The sequence below is a fragment of the Filifactor villosus genome, assembly GCF_042652965.1.
Taxonomy (GTDB): Bacteria; Bacillota; Clostridia; order Peptostreptococcales; family Filifactoraceae; genus Filifactor; species Filifactor villosus.
This window is the reverse complement of the sequence record NZ_JBHSHL010000014.1, coordinates 99,376-116,319: the sequence shown is the minus strand read 5'-3', so window position 1 is coordinate 116,319 and position 16,944 is coordinate 99,376. Positions and strand designations below refer to the sequence as shown.

Genomic DNA, 16,944 nt, shown 5'->3' with positions numbered 1-16,944 from the left:
AACGACAACATCCCTACATTCGTTTTGCAGATACCCGTTTTCCTTTTATCAAAATATGGTTGCATTTTTTTTGAATGTTTTTTGCCGCCTCTTCCTTTACATCAAAGTAGGTGATATCCCTCATAATATCGATGGCGCCGATTTGGCGACCCGAGATATTGCAACGTCCGGCGATCGTAGCAACGATATCCGCAGGCAAGACTCTATCCATCCTCCCGATGTTGAGTTGAAAACGAACCATCCCTTTTTCCTTGGAGTGCCTCTTGGATTTTTTTTCATTGCGCTCTCTCGAGTTTGTTCGGTGCTTTTCTCTTTCATAAGAACGATAATCGATCCTCTCCTGTTTTTGGAAGTTTAAATTCTTCTTCAGAACATTGGCCAGGAAGAGCTCAAGGTTTACTCCGCTCTCCTTCATATCTTCAATAAGATTGAGATAGTATCCGAGGTCGGAATCGGATTGCTCAGAGTTGATTCCGGAAATATACTGTTTTACAACCTTTTCTTTGACACGTTCGTAGCGAGGAATGGTCTCCTCCTTTATCTTACACTTCGCATAGTTCTCAATCCTTCGAAGCCTTTCAACATCTCGACCATACGCAAAACTGTAAGATTTTCCGCTTGCACCGGCGCGACCTGTACGTCCTATCCTATGGACATACTGTTCCTCTTCAATGGGAAGGTCATAATTCACAACAAGATCGACATCTCGAATATCTAAGCCTCGAGCAGCGACATCGGTTGCAATAAGCATACTGATCCCTCCGGTTCGAAACCTTTCAATCACCATATCACGCTTCTGCTGCTTCAGATCTCCGTGAAGACCCTCCACCGAATATCCCCGGTTTTGCATATCGACAACGAGTTCGTCGACCATCTTCTTCGTGTTGCAAAAAACAATCGATTTTCCGGACTCTTCAAGCTCCACGATCCTGCTGAGAACCTCTGCCTTATCCGAGTTCTTAACCTTGATGTAGATCTGCTCTATCTGATCCACGGTCATCGTCTTGTTTTTCACCTTGATCTTTTCAGGATCGTTCAGGTATTTTTGAGAAAGTTCTATGATCTCTGCGGGCATCGTTGCCGAAAAGAGCATGGTCTGTCTCTCCTCGGGAACCTCGTTCAGAATCGCTTCTATATCCTCTACAAACCCCATATCAAGCATCTCATCCGCTTCATCCAGAACCACAAATTGGACCGAATCCAATTTCAAGGTTTTTCGTTTGATATGGTCCATCATCCTTCCGGGAGTACCTATTACAATATTCACATTCTTTTTCAGGGATTTGATCTGTTTTTCGATATATTCTCCTCCATAGACTGGCAGAGACTTGATCTTTGTGAACTTACAGAGTTTGTCGATCTCACCGGACACCTGAACTGCCAACTCCCTCGTAGGACAAATAACCAGGGCCTGCACTTTTTTGGTGTTGTTTTGCAGGATGTGTTCCAGGATAGGGATGCCGAAGGCAAAGGTTTTTCCCGTCCCTGTTTGAGACTGACCTATAATATCCCTGCCTTCCAGAGCAATCGGGATCGCCAATTCCTGAATAAGGGTCGAATTTTCAAATCCCAAGGTTTCCAAGGCTGTGATGATCTCCTCGGAAAGATTCATTTCATTAAATTTTTTCATATACTTCCTTTCCTCTTTCTATGATAAAAAAATCTTCTAAATGTCAAAGCAATTAGAAGATCTATATCCATAAACATTTAAGATTGCACGAACTCCATTTCCAATAAAAAATGGAGGTAAACCGATAAGCCGAGTTCTGTCGTGGACAGTCATCTATCTGGATTTATCGTCACCGATAAACTCTAGCGACCTACCTGCGAGACGAAGACGGGCAACCTTCACAAAAGTCTCTACTTGGTCTTGCTCCGAATGGGGTTTACATGGTCGATATGTTGCCATATCGCCGGTGAGCTCTTACCTCGCCTTTCCACCCTTACCAATCTTCATTGGCGGTATCTCTCTGTTGCACTATCCTTGGAGTTGCCTCCACCAGACGTTATCTGGCATTCGTGCCCTGTGGAGCTCGGACTTTCCTCATGCGGGGTCAAAAACACTTCAGCCCTGCACGCGACTGTCTGGTTTACCTGCTTACTAGAATAGCACAGATCGAACGATTAAGCAATCGAATACGCGGATTTATTTTTTGTTGTAAAGTGAAAAACTTATCTCCACTTCCGTTTTTATATTTCAATACAATACAGATATTACCGTTTTTTTAATCGAAAATTGCCCTCCATCCCCTTTGTTTGGACCTTCCCACATAAAAAAATTTCCTTGAGAAGAGGCTCTCAAGGAAATCTGAGGATTGTTATTTTCTGTACTTTAACATATTTTTGATTTCAGCCAAATTATCGTTGATATTGAAGAGAATAATTGCAAGTTCCGCCCATATCCGTACAACAAAGGGTCCTATCAAAATAACCAGAATTCCGGAGAGGATCTGTCTGTTCCCCCACATATCTCGGGTAAAAATCATTCCAATCCCTGTGATAATAACTCCGATCAACATCAGAAAATAGAGGACTTTTATGATTTTCCCGGCAATCATATTGTCGAAACTCAAAAGTTTGGAAAGAAAAGGTCCCCCTTGATTCCTTGCATTGTTTCCAAGCTGCTCAAATCTTTCGCTTGCCTCTTTTTTAAAGTTTTCTGCAGCTCCCTTAAATTCTTCGTAATTTTTGTTGTTTTGATCGTTCATGATATTACCTCACTTTTCTTACAATAGTGTTCTACCTTCTTAAATTATAATACAAAATAAAAGAAAAAGAAAACCTATTTTACACGATATTTACAATCTCCTGTTATTCCACTACCCGTTTCATTGTCAACTGTCTATACAATTCCTTTTCTTTGGAAGAAACGAAGGTATGTAGAATTCCTTCCACTTGTGCTGTTATTCATCAGAATGTACGGTTGTATCCGTCCATTCTATGCGCTTTATCATTATCCGGTTTTAGGAGTGTCTATAAATGAACATGGATTCGACTTCCTTTTCTACAAGAAGAGAGTCTTTGCTCAAACAGTCTCACAAGAAGAAACCATTGCTTCCTTTTCTTTCTTTGAAAGTTTTTTGATTTCGAACTCTCTCTTCATCGCCTTCTGCCTGCTCGAACATTCTTCGGTATAAACGATCCGAACAGGCCGCCTTGCCCTCGTGTACTTCCCTCCCAAACCTTCATTGTGCTTTTTTACCCTTGTTTCGACGCTGTTGACCGTATATCCGGTATACAAGCTGTTGTCGGAGCAACGTACCATATAGACAAAATATTTCTTCACTTGTTCCCCCATAGTTTCTTCTCCGTGATTAACCCAAATCTTTAAAGTAATGCTCCTCACATTTCAAGATCAAAGCTGCGCCGAGTTGCCAAAACAGCATACATCCTCTAAGCCGTTCGAATTCATATGATTCAAAATTCGATCTTCTTTTGCACAGGTATGCCGATCCCATTCACACTTTCCTTTATCGAACACCGCTAAATCATTTCTATTGTAAGGCAAAAAAATATTTTTTTCCATACTTATATTTACTCCTATGATAGAAAGATGGTATGATAATAGTTAATTGTATTTGTCCAAATTAATATAAGGAGGTCAAACTCATTGATAGAACTGATCAACGTTTCCAAAACATTTGATACAAAAACAGGCACAATCCACGCTCTGAAAGATATCAACCTTTCGATCGACAAAGGAGACATCTACGGGATCATAGGGTTCAGCGGTGCGGGAAAAAGCACCTTGGTAAGATGTATCAACTTCTTAGAAGTGCCTACAAAAGGAGTTGTAAAAATAGACTCTACGGAGCTGCATACCCTCACTCCTGTACAATTGAGAGAAAAGCGAAAAAACATCGGGATGATCTTCCAACACTTCAACCTTATGTACAACATCGATGTCTTCGATAACATCGCTGCACCCCTGAGAAGACAAGGCTATTCAAAGGATGAGATCGACAAAAAAGTACATTCCCTGCTAAAACTTGTAGGACTCGAAGATAAGATACACTCCTATCCCCGACAGCTGAGCGGAGGACAAAAACAACGGGTCGCAATCGCAAGAGCTCTCAGTAACGATCCGCAGATCCTTCTCTGTGATGAAGCTACTTCCGCCCTCGATCCGAATACAACCAAGTCTATTCTTCAGCTTTTAAGAGAGATCCATCGAACAACGGGGATTACCGTTGTCATCATCACCCATCAGATGGAAGTAGTCAAGCAGATCTGCACTAAGGTTGCAGTCATGGAAAACGGAGTTATCGTAGAGAAAGGGTCTTTGTTTGAGATTTTCTCCTCGCCGAAGAGTACGATTGCACAGGACTTTGTATCTCAAACCATGCACACGCAAGAATTTCTGGACAAGATGAAGGATGAGAACAGGACCTTGTACAAGATCTCCTTCCTCGGAGAGACAACCCATCATCCCCTGATTGCTGAAGTGATCAAAAATTACGATGTTTTGATCAATATTTTGTTCGGAAATATCGAAAAAATATCGGATTCTTTTATCGGAAGTCTGTATGTCGAGATCCTCGGAGAAGACAAAAAAATAAAAGAAGCAATCGACTTTATGCAAAGTAAGGGCACAAGAATCGAGGTGGTTTCACATGCTTAGTCAATACTTCCCCAATATGGTGGAATTATATCCGGAACTTTTAAAATCTCTTTGGGAGACCTTCTTTATGATAGGAATATCGGGCTTTTTCTCCACCCTCATCGGCATCCCTTTGGGTGTTGTGATGTTGATAACTTCAAAAGGACATATTCTGGAAAATACCTTTGTATACTCTACTCTTTCAAAAATCGTCAATGCCGTCCGTTCAGTGCCTGCGATCATTTTATTCGCAGCATTGACAGGGATTACGAGAATGGTCATGGGTACAAGTATAGGGCTCAAAGGCTCTTTGTTTCCTCTTACGATCGCCTGTATCCCCTTTTTGGCAAAGCAGGTAGAGCTTGCTCTCTACAGTGTCGACTTGGGTGTGATCGAAGCCTATACCGCAATGGGTTTCTCTCCTTTTCAGATCGTTATCAAGGTGATCTTAAGAGAAGGCCTCGGGGGAATCATCAACGCAATTACAGTATCTCTTATCAGCCTGTTAAGCTTTTCAGCCATCGCAGGTTCGATAGGAAGCGGAGGACTCGGTTATTTTGCGATAAGGTACGGCTACCAAGGCTTTAAACAGGATGCGATGATCGTAACCGTTGTTGTTATCTTACTCATCGTCTATCTCTTGCAGGGGATCGGAGACTTCCTTGCCCGAAAAGTCACGCACTAAAAAAATACGGCACAATTCTAAAAACAGAGTAAAGCCGTTTTCACACAAAGAGAAGAATTCTTCAAAGTATTTATTTCACAAGCTTTTTGTTCTGAATAAAACAATAGAACAACCAAAATTTCCGTTTTATGAGCTGTTTCCTCTAAGACCATAGAGGTTACTATTATCAAATAAAAGCATGGATATATCTGTTTTTTGACAATGAGAAGCTGTTTTTCTTCTATGGGTCATAGATTGTTTATATCCATAATTTGGTATAAGCAATAGCAGAAATACCTGTTCAGGACTTCGTTTTATACTATTCTTCAATAGAAGTATGGTTATATCTACTTTATGATTACGAACATCCGTGTTATCTTCTGTGGAGTACAGGTTTCGGATATCCATAGCTCAAATGAATACTAGTATTAGAGCTGATAAAATATAAATCATCGATATAAAAATAGCACTATGAATCCTTGACACAAAAAAGACCCTTGTTGTACCAAACTGTGAAGATCGATCCGATCTTCACAGTTTGGTCCTCTATAGCAAAGGGTCTTTTCTTATGAAATATTTTTTTGAGCGGATATCATCTTGAACTCAAGATCACTACCGACTTCTGTATTGCCAAGTCGTTCAGACCGACGCTTTTATCCGCTCGAACTCTTGTTATTGATATTCTCCACTCTATGAGCGACAAAATAGATTTTTATATTTGAACTTTCGGATAGGTTCAATATATGACTACTGAAAATGACTTGAAGGATTATAGTTCAACACATTCAACCTGTCAATTTTATAGATAATACTATAAATAGGAGATAAGAGCATTTAGAGCGTTTTTTACGATATACCTGTCTTCTCCGACTTTAAGAAGGAATAATAACCCGCTACAAACAGGAAGATAAGCGAAAAAATTGCATAGTGCTGATTCCCTGTAACCTGAGATACGACCGAGACGATGAAGGTACCTATGACGGAAGCTCCCTTTCCAAAGATATCATAGATCCCGAAATACTCTCCCGATTTTTCAGGAGGAATGATCTTTGCATAATAAGAGCGGGACAGCGCTTGAATGCTTCCCTGAAACATCCCTACCCCTACAGCCAGTATCCAGAATTCAAACAACCGATCCAAGGTGACTCCGTAAAGAGCGATCAAGGCATAGGCAATGATACAGAGTTTAAGCAAAGTCTCCGTCTTTATACGCTTAGAAAGATATCCGAAAAGGAGCGCAAAGGGAAAGGCAACCACCTGAGTCAACAGGAGGGCCATTATCATCCCATTACTCGACAATCCCAAGGACGAGCCGTAGGCCGTTGCCATATTGATAATAGTGTAGACTCCATCGATGTAAAAGAAGAAGGATGCCAAAAACCAAAACACCTTCGGATTCTCTTTGATCTCCATCGCGGTTTCAGCAAGCTGATCAAACACCTGCTTCGGTCCCTTCAATCGATCCATATAGGTCTTTTGTCGATAAGAGAACATAAGAGGAAGGGTAAAAAGGATCCACCAAACGGCTATAATCAAAAAGACCAAGTTCATCACCGAAGAGAGATCCATGGAAAAAACCTCTTTTTTCGTTATGAGAAAAATACAAAAAACAAAAGGAATACATGAACCGATATAGCCCCAAGCATAGCCTCTGGAAGAAACAAAGTCCATTCTTTCCTCCGTCGTAATATCGCCCAGCATACTGTCATAAAAAATCAGAGAACCGTTGAAACCCGTTTTGGCCAAAACATAGACGATCAAAAACACAAGGTAGTTGGATACACGAGGTTGAAAAAAACAACCGGCCACTCCCAACAGAACAAAGAAAAAAAACATACGCTTTTTCCCGAAAGATGTATCCGATATCGCTCCCAACACCGGACCGCACAAGGCTGTGATTAAGGTCGATATCGTAACCGCATAACCCCAATAGGCCAAAGAAACATCCTCGCTCACTCCTCCTTGAGTTGCAAGCCGGGTGAACATGATCGGTATCATTGTAGTTGCGATCAGGATATAGGCCGAGTTACCTATGTCGTACAAAATCCAGTTTCGTTCATTTCTTCTCTGTTCCACTATGCTTTCCTCCCATTGAAATTATAGAAAAACTCCTCCGGATAATCGCTCCCCCCACGAGAAGCGTTCAAGACTTCTCTTATATATTCAGGCGCTCTCACCTTGGTCGTCTCAATCAATTCTCTTAGGATGCGATTGGTTTTCAAGGCCTGAGACATCGGTCTCTGTTTCGTGATGATGGGAATATATTTGTGAAACTTCATCTTTTTCATAATGGCAAACAGTGCTTTTTCGGTAAAAACGTTCGGACTGTGCAGAACCCTCTTTACCCTCCGAAAGTCCCGAATACTTTCTTTTACCATATCGTAGTTGCAAGAAGGATAGGCCGAATAGGCCTTTAAGATGACATCGGCATCCAAACTCTTCGCAATAAGTTCCCATTGCTTGAACTTGGTCGCCTTATATCCGTCTTTCTCCATATAGTAACGATCGAGTTCCGTTTCAATATCGATATGTCCATACCCCTCTTCGATCGACGCATCTACCGTGGGGTGGATGGTAACATCCACCAAAAAATGAAGGGAACACCCTATGAGATAAGCTGCCAAAGGGTCCTTTTCCAAACTGTATTTCTCGACCGGTTTCCAAAAGTCTATAAAGGGTTTGTTATGGATCCTCTCTCCGAGATTTCCCCCTTTTTTTACCGAGGACATTTGGAAAAAGAACAAGTCCGGCCCCTGTGCTCCGAATTGATAATACTCCCTGTGCTCCCCTATGAGCTCCTTTGCTTCTTCGGGAAGGAAGGGGTAGACGGAAGCATTGAGATGGTGGTGTGTATAAATACTTGCCATAATTGTTTGTACCTCATTTCTTAGTTTAAAAAGATCTCCCTCTTGTTATACTACTTTAACAGACCATTGTTCGGCATCGAGAACCTCATCTACGAAGTCTCTATAGAAGTCGGGATCGTGTGAAACGAGCAAGACGGTACCCTTGAATTCTTTTAAAGCTCTCTTCAACTCATCCTTGGCCTCCACATCCAAGTGATTGGTAGGCTCATCCAAGACCAGTACATTGATCTGAGAAAGCATGACCTTACAAAGCCTTACCTTTGCATTTTCTCCTCCGGATAAAACCATCATTTGAGAAGTAATATGCTCGTTAGTCAAACCACACTTCGCCAACTCCGAACGAATCTCGTGATTTGTCATCGAGGGATAAGAATTCCAGATTTCTTCAATCGCCGTGTTGGAATTTTTCTTGTTATCCTCCTGTTCGAAATATCCGATCTCGACATGCTGACCGAGATGAACCGCCCCTTCGATCGCCGCTTGTTTTCCAAGCAGAGTTTTGAGTAGGGTGGATTTTCCGATGCCGTTTACTCCTCGGATCGCTATCTTTTTATTGCGTTCGATTTCCAAGTCAAAGGCTTTGGTCAAGGCTTCGTCGTAACCTATCACAAGCCCCTTGGCTTCAATAACGACTTTGGAAGGTGTTCGAGCTTCTTTGAACTGAAAAACGGGTTTGATCTTCTCCTTGGGACGTTCTATCATCTCCATCCTGTCAAGTTGCTTCATTCGGCTCTTTGCACGACCGGTAGTGGAGATCCTGGCTTTGTTTCTGGCAATAAAATCTTCCAAACGTTCTACTTCCTTCTGTTGACGTTCATAGGCCTTTTCATGTTGGAGTTTTTTGAGCTCGTATAGACGCAAAAACTCGTCATAGTTTCCTACATATCTCGTCAATTCGCAATTTTCAACATGATAGATAATATTGGTGACCGCATTGATAAAAGGAATGTCATGAGATATCAGGATAAAGGCATTCTCATAAGAGTTCAAAAAACGCTTAAGCCATTCGATATGCTCAAAATCGAGGTAATTTGTCGGCTCGTCCAGTAGAAGGATGGTCGGATTTTGCAGCAGAAGTTTCGTAAGCAAAACTTTGGAACGCTGGCCCCCGCTCAGATCGTTTACTGCTCTGTCCAAACCGATATCTTTGAGTCCAAGTCCTCCTGCCACCTCTTCAATCTTGGAGTCGATGACATAAAATCCGCTGTCCTCAAGAATGGTTTGGATCTCTGCGGAATCCTCCATCAACTTTGTCAACTCCTCGTCCGATGCACTCCCCATCCTGTCATAAATAGAGTTCAGCTCCTCTTCAAGTTCATACATATGTGAAAAGGCAAGTCGCAGATTTTCACGAATACTCGTCCCTTCTTTTAAGGAACTGTGTTGATCGAGGTAGCCGACCTCCACCCTGTTTGACCAGATCACATCTCCGGAATCCGGCATCAGATTGCCGGTAATAATATTCATAAAGGTCGATTTTCCTTCCCCGTTGGCACCGATCAAGGCCACATGTTCTCCCTTTAAAAGACGAAAGGACACATCCTCCAATATACTTCTTCCACCGAAACCGTGGGTAATATTCTTCACTGTAAGCAAACTCATAACGTCTCCTTTGATTATCCTGACACTTTTATCAGGTTTTATACTATTATGCTTTTAAACCGTTGATATCCGTATTTGTGCGTCCACAAGAGCTAAACGGATTTTTGCAGTGACAACATCGATATGACCACTTTTTATGGGACAATAGTATTACTTTAAGAGATACAAAAGATATCTCAAATAACTCGATGTATATTTAAAGATACCAAGAAATCTCCCCTGTGTCAAAGAAAATATAACGACCAGCTGAGGTTCCTGCACAAGCAAAGGAGATATAAGATTTTTAGTCCTATACCTCCCGACTTCTACAAAATGTTTACTGTAACAAAAGATCCTCCGTCTTGTTATCATCACAGATAAACAGGGGATACTGATTTCAGAACAAGCACTTTTATACTACTATTCCTTTAAATAATGGATATCAACGATTTGCACTCCTATAGAAGAGAACACGAATTTTCGTGGTTGCAAAACAGATATAACCATACTTCTATCGAAGAACAGTATTAGATGCACTTCCACAAAAAAACGGGGCAACACCGCTGTAGCGGCATATTGACAGTTCCCTTATTTTTTGCATCCTTTGTTATAACGAAGAAAGGCTGATGGCACATTGAGGCTTACATAAACTTAAATGAAACAATACACTACACAATCCGAAAAATCAACGCTCGATCAACGTTGTACTGATAATAAAATGCTTAAAAATATTGATATAGTAAGTTTTTGTGTTTTATAGACTCAAAAGAATCAGTGATTGCCTTTGTACGGTGTTTTCCCTAAGCGAAATTAATTGCAACTGCCGCAAACACAAAGATAGACGCTACCAAAAACAGTACAGCCTGCATTTTTATTTGAAATTTCACCCATTTTCCCCAGTCCAATCTGGCAGCACCCAAGACCGCCATCAATAATCCCGATGTCGGAACGATTAAGTTTGTCAATCCGTCTCCTAATTGGAAGGCAAGGACCGCAACCTGTCTGGTCACTCCCGCAAGGTCTGCCAAGGGAGCCATCAAAGGCATGGTAAGAGCAGCCTGACCAGACCCCGATACAACGAAGAAGTTGAATACGGACTGGAAGATATACATAATCCAAGCCGAGATCGACGGGGAGAGGTTTGCGATACTATTCGCTGCCGAATTTAATATCGTATTTAAGACTGTTCCGTTGGTCGGATCGGTCCCACCGAGAACAAAAATGATTCCTTGGGACATTCCAACGACCATGGCCGGAGCAAGAAGATCCTTAGCCCCATTGACGAACGACTTTGCTATGCCGTTGACATCTGTATCGTTAAGCCTAAATACAACTGCAATGATTCCCGCAACAAGACCCATTGTAAAGAACTGTGTAGCAATCTCGGGAATATAATACCCTTGCTTTGTAACACCCCAGATAACCCAAACCATCGTTAAAACTAAATCCAATATAATGAGTTTATGACCCAAACCGAAATCCATATTTTGATTCTTGGTTTTTTCGAAATCTTCCCTAAAGAAAGCATCGGATTCATAGGACACAGAGGCCTGAGGATTTTTCTTTATCTTGGATGCATAGAACATAATAAAAACAATAGTAATAACATTGAAAACAAGCCACATAAAAATCCTGAAATTAGCACCGCTCATCACCGGAATCCCTGATACCCCCTGAGCGATCGCAACGGAAAAGGGGTTCATCCAAGAGGTCGCAAAACCTATCTGAGTTGCCACATAAGTAATCGTAATACCAACAACCGCATCATAACCCATAGCAATTACCATGGGAACAACGATCATAACGAAGGGAATGGATTCTTCCCCCATTCCAAAGACGGCTCCTCCCAAAGAAAAAAGAATGAAGAGCACGGGAATCAAGATAAACTCTTTCCCATTGAACCTTGAGATCATCTTCATGATCCCACCTTCGATCGCGCCGGTTGAAAGTACAATACCGAAGGCTCCTCCTATAACCAAAATAAAAGCTATAACACCAATGGCACTCCCGTACTTATCTCCGGTCACAAAACCTTCAAACATATAGTTTAGAAAACCCGGTTTGCCATCCGCATCGGAAGCAAAAAGTTTGACCCCTTCCTTCAGAGGCATTCCGTTTTCATCCTGCACATATTGGAAAGTCCCGTTTTTAATTACAGTCCTGGTTTTTTCAGCTCCATCGACCGTATATGTAATCTGCTCCGTTTCAAAGTGTCCCTTAGGTACCATGTAGGTCAATAAAGATGCGATCACAACCACAAAAAAGATGATAACAAAAGTGTCGGGAACCTTAATCCCTTTGTTTTTTCCTGTCTTAAAACCCATTTTAATCTCCTCCTAATATAATATCTCCTTTATAGTATCCGATATCAACTTTTTTTGCAAGTAGGAGATTTGTAATTAGAGAAACACCGCACATAACTCAGAGGTTTTTATCTGTAGTAGCTGACCAAGAAAAAACATCTAAAATCAAGGGTTTTTGATCTCGATTTTTTCTTCGGGAAACTCCCCTCCACTGCTTTCCTTGTGTTATCATCATGAGGTGTTTCTCTAATTTTTTCATCTCTTTGCATACCTGTGATATCCCTTGACTTCATAACCTTTACTCTTCAGGAGATATAAATACTAAGAAGATTTGAGAATCTAGGAAGTTTTACTTCTCAACTTCACATCATTGAGCATCTTCATAAAACTCCGTTTCTATCGGAAGATTTTTCCGTTCCAGTTTCTTTTCTACACGTTCCTTAACCAAGGTGTAAATCACAGACATCACCGGAACAGCAATGACAATAGCGGAGATCCCTCCGATAGCACCGCCGAGGAAGATGGCAAGCAAAACCCAAAAACCCGACAATCCTGTAGAATCACCCACTATCTTCGGGGCTATAATGTTTCCGTCTATCTGCTGCAATACCGTAACCAAAATAACAAACCAGATCGCCTTGATCGGATCGACCATTAATATAAGAAAGAAGCTCGGTATACCTCCCAAAAAAGGTCCTATCATAGGGACTATGTTCGTGATCATAATCAAAACTCCTATGATAAAGGCCAAAGGGATACGTAGGATCAACATCATCACAAAGGTAATCAAACCTACGATGAGCGCGTCAAGCAGCTGACCGGCAATATAGTTGCGGAAAGTCTCATTGACCATATAAGAAATTCGAAAGATTTCTTTGACCGTATTTTCGTGAAAACAAGCATAGAGGACCTTCTTTATTTGAGATTGGAATCTCTCCTTTCCACTTAAGAAGTAAATGGAGATGATGACTCCCATTCCCACGTTCATCAGGCTGTTTGTAAATCCGGTCGAGAAGCTGATCACCTTGGGAAGCAGAGATTGTAAGACCTTAAGTATCCTTTGACTTATATCTCCGATATCAAACATATTTTCGATGTCTTCCCCCAAGACGGGACGGATCATACTCGAGAGTGCAAATTCATCCTCCCAGCGTGTAAGCATTTTTTCAAAACGCGTTATATACTCGGGCATCATTTCAATCAACTGGTTTAGATTGTAAATCAATTGAGGAAAAAAGATGGATGAGATCAAAAACAAAACCAAGAGAACGATCAAAAAGGTCAAGCCTATTGCAATTCCTCTACATAATCCTGAACGATCCTTTCTCCTACACAAGATTTTTTTCAGTGAATCATCTATTTTTTGCATCGGTTTGAGCATAAGAAATGAAATGATGAACCCGTAGATAAACGGCGTCATCATCTTAAAAAAATGATTGATAAATCTGATCCCCAACGGAAAGTTTTTGATAAGAAAGTAGAACAATACAGCTACACAAAGAGAAGCGCTGTACACTTGTATCTTTTTCATCATCTCTTTCTTTTCGGAAGCTTCCATACATCCTTCCCCCTTTTTGACAAGCGGGAATAGCCTTTTATCACAAGGCTACTCCCTGATATTCTGATGGAAACACATAAAATCCAAAAAAGCTCTCAACAGTATTCATTTCACAAGTTTCTTGTAAAGTGCATAGAAAGTGCCAGTCATGTCTTTGGGCAGTATTTTTCCATGCAAATGAAAACCTATTCGGACATATGATAAAATGTCCAAATCGAAACTTCTGAAAGGGTCGGATGAGGAACCATAGCCTCTCGTATCGCCCTGTGGTCTTGAGGATCCAGATATCTCTTTGCCTTTTCTTCTCTAAGTTTAAAGGTTAGAGGACTTCCTATATGCTCATTGATGGGGACAAGGTCCTGTTCTCCCGCATTCATAAGATTTAAGAAAGGCTGGATCAGAATGGATGCTTGTGTACCTACAACATGGATACCCAACATCTTGTTTGTATCCTTGTCTACGATCAGCTTTGCAAAAGCTCCCAATTCATCACCCTTTTCATGTCCGAGGGCATACCCCTTCGCCGTTTCATAATAGTGATTATATCCTACTTTGACCTGATATCCTTGTTCAACAGCTTCTTTTTGAGTCAGACCGACATGGGCTACCTGAGGATAACAGAAGGTAACTGCCGGAACCAGATCGTAACTTGTCCAACGAAATTCTTCCGGCTTCTTATTCATAAAGAGGTTGTGCGCTAAAATATCCGCCTCATAGTTCGCCTTGTGTCTAAACTGCTGTTTTCCGTTGATGTCTCCAAGAGCATATACCCCTTCCACCGAGGTTTCCAAAAATTCATTGGTCAGAATCCATCCTTTAGAATCCGTTTCAATATCTGTGTTCTCAAGTGATAGCAGATTCGAGTTCGCCCTTACTCCCGAGGCAAATAAAACCTCCTCTGCCGAAACCTCTCTCTCTTCTCCGGTCGTACGTTCTTTTATTACCAAAAACTTCGATCCTGCTTCTTCTCTTATTGATACCGTATCCTGATTTAAGATGACCTCGACTCCGAAGTGTCTCATATACTTTAAGATCTCTGCAGACACTTCCTCTTCTTCACGAGGCAATAACCTCACATTGTGTTGGACCAGAGTTACCTTTGTTCCCAAGGCGGAAAACACATGGGCAAACTCACAACCGATCGGACCACCTCCTAGAATAACAATGCTCTTATAAGGTTTTTGAGGGAATCTGTGCCCGAAAAAGGTCTCGCTCGTCAAATAATCTACACCATCCAAACCTTCGAAAGAATTGATTTTGGTTCTTGCTCCCACGTTGATAAAGATCTTATCGGCACTGAGCTTTTCCTTAGAACCATCTTCCTTGTTTGTAACTTCGATCACCTTATTCTCCAGAAATCTTGCTGTTCCTTCGTAGACATCCAAGTTGTCCGCAGCTTCAAAAAATTCTTTTAACTCTATACTCTCATCGATCTTTGTCCACACTCTTTTAGATAAGAGATCAAAGTCTACGACGGGTTTTTCAACTCGAATACCAATCTTGGAATAGCTTTGCATCTCACGGATCGCATCGGCGACGCTTACCATCACCTTTGTAGGGATACAACCTCTTGTGAGGCAAGTACCTCCAAACTTGTCCTTTTCGATCAAAGCACACTTGGAGCCATTCTTCAATGCTTCTTCGATAATAATATTGCCTGCACCCGTACCTATTACAATAACATCATACTTCTTCATAATCTGTCTCTCCTCCTCTTAACTATTCCAATTCATACCCTGATACACACTGTTTAAATCCGGGACCTGTGCCGAGAGATTTTCGTTTTATAGAAACATAAGAGGGGTGCTACACAATTTACAGAAACGTATAAAACTGTTTTCACTCATACAAATTTTTTGAACACATTTATTTCAGAGCTTTGTTGTACCCATATCAAAAACAAGATATCGCTTTATACTCTTCTCCAACAGGAGTACCGATATATCTATTTTTCGATCGCGAAAAACTATGTTGTCTTCTATGGGTCACAGATCGTTTATATCCACTACTCAAAAGAATAGTAGTATTAGGTGTTTCGCGACCTCACGGCAGAGCGTCCTCCTTCCAAAAAAACAAAGGGATACATCTGTCCTGCTGTTTCGAAACGGAAAACGCAAAACAAATGCATCCTGATATATGCACGATCACTCATGCAAAAAACGGTATTTTTCTTCCAAAGGTCTTCCCTTTGTGATAATAGCACTTCCCAAACAGATTTCCCCGTCGTAAAACACGGCTACCTGCCCCGGGGTTATGGACTTGACCTTCTCGTCATACACTACACGGATAGATCCGTTTTTCGTCTCATAAAGGGTGACAGGAATGTCCTTCTGACGATATCGGAACTTGGCTGCAGCCTTGAACGGAAAAACCGGTTTCTCCGTAATCCAAGTCGCCTGCTCTCCAAGCAACTCCGTCGTAAACAAAGCGGGATGATCGGTGCCTTGAGCGACATACAAGATATTCTTTTTCAAGTTCTTCCCGACGACAAACCAAGGTTCTCCGCTGCCGACTCCCCCTATCCCGATCCCTTTTCTCTGACCGATCGTATAATGAATCAAACCGGAATGCTCTCCTATTACCTTACCATCTACCGTAAGGATCCTTCCCTTTGTCGATAGGAGATACTTGTCCAAAAAGGCATCGAAGTTTCTTTCACCGATAAAACAGATTCCTGTGGAATCCTTCTTCGCAGCAGTATAGAGCTTATGCCGCTCAGCGATGGATCGAACTTCCATCTTGGTGAGTTCTCCGATCGGAAACAGGGTCTTGGAAAGTGCTTTTTCCGTGATGCGGGACAGGAAATAACTCTGATCCTTGTTCTCGTCCCTTCCTCTTGCCAGATAAAACCTTCCATCCTTTTCCAGAACTCTCGCATAGTGCCCCATAGCAATGTAATCAGCTTCCAATTTTAGAGCATAATCTAAAAAGGCATTGAATTTGATCTCCTGATTGCACATAACATCAGGGTTGGGAGTTCTTCCGTTCTTCAACTCATCCAAAAAGTAAGAAAATACCCTGTCCCAGTATTCCTTCTCAAAATTCACAGTATAAAAAGGGATGTCTAAGGCTCCTGCAACCCTCATAACATCCTCATAATCCTGCGTAGCGCTACAAACTCCGCCCTCATCTTTTTCATCCCAATTCTTCATAAACAGACCTATGACCTCATAACCCTGCTGTTTTAACAAGACAGCTGCAACGGATGAATCAACACCGCCGCTCATACCTAAAATAACTCGCTTCATTCCTCTTCCTCATTACTCATTTTTTAAAACCGTTATATTTTACTTTTAGTACAAAAATTTATTCAAAAAAACAAACAAAGCAACATCGGATTTAAGAATACCCGTTCAAGCAATTCATTCTCT

At 41.4% G+C, this 16,944-nt stretch carries 13 protein-coding genes and 1 other RNA gene; 2 read left to right on the top strand and 12 right to left on the bottom strand.

All coding sequences use genetic code 11. The features are described from left to right. Positions 1-13: 13 nt before the first annotated feature. From ACFO4R_RS04330 to ACFO4R_RS04315, 4 genes are all read right to left on the bottom strand, one after another. The gene (locus tag ACFO4R_RS04330) at positions 14-1,630 is read right to left on the bottom strand and encodes a DEAD/DEAH box helicase (RefSeq protein WP_379787809.1); all 1,617 of its coding nucleotides are present in this window, start codon (positions 1,628-1,630) and stop codon (positions 14-16) included. 109 nt (positions 1,631-1,739) lie between these two features. Continuing rightward, an RNA gene (gene rnpB / locus ACFO4R_RS04325) (RNase P RNA component class A) lies at positions 1,740-2,097 on the bottom strand. A gap of 221 nt (positions 2,098-2,318) precedes the next feature. Next, a complete protein-coding gene (locus tag ACFO4R_RS04320) occupies positions 2,319-2,708 on the bottom strand; it encodes a DUF4282 domain-containing protein (RefSeq protein ID WP_379787808.1) in 390 nt (129 codons plus the stop codon). Positions 2,709-3,025: 317 nt separating this feature from the next. Continuing rightward, positions 3,026-3,298, bottom strand: a complete 273-nt coding sequence (locus ACFO4R_RS04315) for a GIY-YIG nuclease family protein (RefSeq protein WP_379787807.1) — start codon at positions 3,296-3,298, stop codon at positions 3,026-3,028. A gap of 312 nt (positions 3,299-3,610) precedes the next feature. Here ACFO4R_RS04315 and ACFO4R_RS04310 point away from each other — a divergent pair, with 312 nt between their 5' ends. Next, complete coding sequence (locus ACFO4R_RS04310; RefSeq protein WP_379787806.1) at positions 3,611-4,621, top strand: methionine ABC transporter ATP-binding protein; 1,011 nt, start codon at positions 3,611-3,613, stop codon at positions 4,619-4,621. Beyond that, on the top strand, positions 4,614-5,285 hold the full coding sequence (locus ACFO4R_RS04305) for a methionine ABC transporter permease (protein WP_379787805.1): 672 nt from the start codon (positions 4,614-4,616) through the stop codon (positions 5,283-5,285). Before ACFO4R_RS04310 ends, ACFO4R_RS04305 begins: the two co-directional genes overlap by 8 nt. Before the next feature lie 825 nt (positions 5,286-6,110). Here the strand turns inward: ACFO4R_RS04305 and ACFO4R_RS04300 are convergent. The 8 genes from ACFO4R_RS04300 to mnmA form a co-directional block, all read right to left on the bottom strand. After that, the gene (locus ACFO4R_RS04300) at positions 6,111-7,340 is read right to left on the bottom strand and encodes an MFS transporter (protein WP_379787804.1); all 1,230 of its coding nucleotides are present in this window, start codon (positions 7,338-7,340) and stop codon (positions 6,111-6,113) included. Continuing rightward, on the bottom strand, positions 7,340-8,131 hold the full coding sequence (locus ACFO4R_RS04295; RefSeq protein WP_379787803.1) for a zinc dependent phospholipase C family protein: 792 nt from the start codon (positions 8,129-8,131) through the stop codon (positions 7,340-7,342). Before ACFO4R_RS04295 ends, ACFO4R_RS04300 begins: the two co-directional genes overlap by 1 nt. Before the next feature lie 45 nt (positions 8,132-8,176). Beyond that, positions 8,177-9,733, bottom strand: a complete 1,557-nt coding sequence (locus tag ACFO4R_RS04290) for an ABC-F family ATP-binding cassette domain-containing protein (protein WP_379787802.1) — start codon at positions 9,731-9,733, stop codon at positions 8,177-8,179. Positions 9,734-10,512: 779 nt separating this feature from the next. Continuing rightward, complete coding sequence (gene yfcC / locus ACFO4R_RS04285) at positions 10,513-12,036, bottom strand: putative basic amino acid antiporter YfcC (protein ID WP_379787800.1); 1,524 nt, start codon at positions 12,034-12,036, stop codon at positions 10,513-10,515. Positions 12,037-12,143: 107 nt separating this feature from the next. After that, positions 12,144-12,308, bottom strand: a complete 165-nt coding sequence (locus tag ACFO4R_RS04280) for a hypothetical protein (protein WP_379787799.1) — start codon at positions 12,306-12,308, stop codon at positions 12,144-12,146. A gap of 74 nt (positions 12,309-12,382) precedes the next feature. Next, positions 12,383-13,573 carry an AI-2E family transporter gene (locus tag ACFO4R_RS04275; RefSeq protein WP_379787798.1) on the bottom strand — a complete coding sequence of 397 codons (1,191 nt, stop codon included), beginning with the start codon at positions 13,571-13,573 and terminating at the stop codon, positions 12,383-12,385. Between the two features lie 185 nt (positions 13,574-13,758). Beyond that, positions 13,759-15,270, bottom strand: a complete 1,512-nt coding sequence (locus ACFO4R_RS04270; protein WP_379787797.1) for a dihydrolipoyl dehydrogenase family protein — start codon at positions 15,268-15,270, stop codon at positions 13,759-13,761. 447 nt (positions 15,271-15,717) lie between these two features. Further along, a complete protein-coding gene (gene mnmA / locus ACFO4R_RS04265) occupies positions 15,718-16,821 on the bottom strand; it encodes a tRNA 2-thiouridine(34) synthase MnmA (protein WP_379787796.1) in 1,104 nt (367 codons plus the stop codon). Positions 16,822-16,944: the final 123 nt, after the last annotated feature.

Bases quoted from the DNA above. Each gene is read 5' to 3' on its own strand.
- ACFO4R_RS04270 (WP_379787797.1), bottom strand. From the start codon at position 15,270: ATGAAGAAGTATGATGTTATTGTAATAGGTACGGGTGCAGGCAATATT.
- ACFO4R_RS04315 (WP_379787807.1), bottom strand. From the start codon at position 3,298: ATGGGGGAACAAGTGAAGAAATATTTTGTCTATATGGTACGTTGCTCC.
- mnmA (WP_379787796.1), bottom strand. From the start codon at position 16,821: ATGAAGCGAGTTATTTTAGGTATGAGCGGCGGTGTTGATTCATCCGTT.
- ACFO4R_RS04330 (WP_379787809.1), bottom strand. From the start codon at position 1,630: ATGAAAAAATTTAATGAAATGAATCTTTCCGAGGAGATCATCACAGCC.
- yfcC (WP_379787800.1), bottom strand. From the start codon at position 12,036: ATGGGTTTTAAGACAGGAAAAAACAAAGGGATTAAGGTTCCCGACACT.
- ACFO4R_RS04305 (WP_379787805.1), top strand. From the start codon at position 4,614: ATGCTTAGTCAATACTTCCCCAATATGGTGGAATTATATCCGGAACTT.
- ACFO4R_RS04295 (WP_379787803.1), bottom strand. From the start codon at position 8,131: ATGGCAAGTATTTATACACACCACCATCTCAATGCTTCCGTCTACCCC.
- ACFO4R_RS04275 (WP_379787798.1), bottom strand. From the start codon at position 13,573: ATGGAAGCTTCCGAAAAGAAAGAGATGATGAAAAAGATACAAGTGTAC.
- ACFO4R_RS04290 (WP_379787802.1), bottom strand. From the start codon at position 9,733: ATGAGTTTGCTTACAGTGAAGAATATTACCCACGGTTTCGGTGGAAGA.
- ACFO4R_RS04320 (WP_379787808.1), bottom strand. From the start codon at position 2,708: ATGAACGATCAAAACAACAAAAATTACGAAGAATTTAAGGGAGCTGCA.
- ACFO4R_RS04280 (WP_379787799.1), bottom strand. From the start codon at position 12,308: ATGAAGTCAAGGGATATCACAGGTATGCAAAGAGATGAAAAAATTAGA.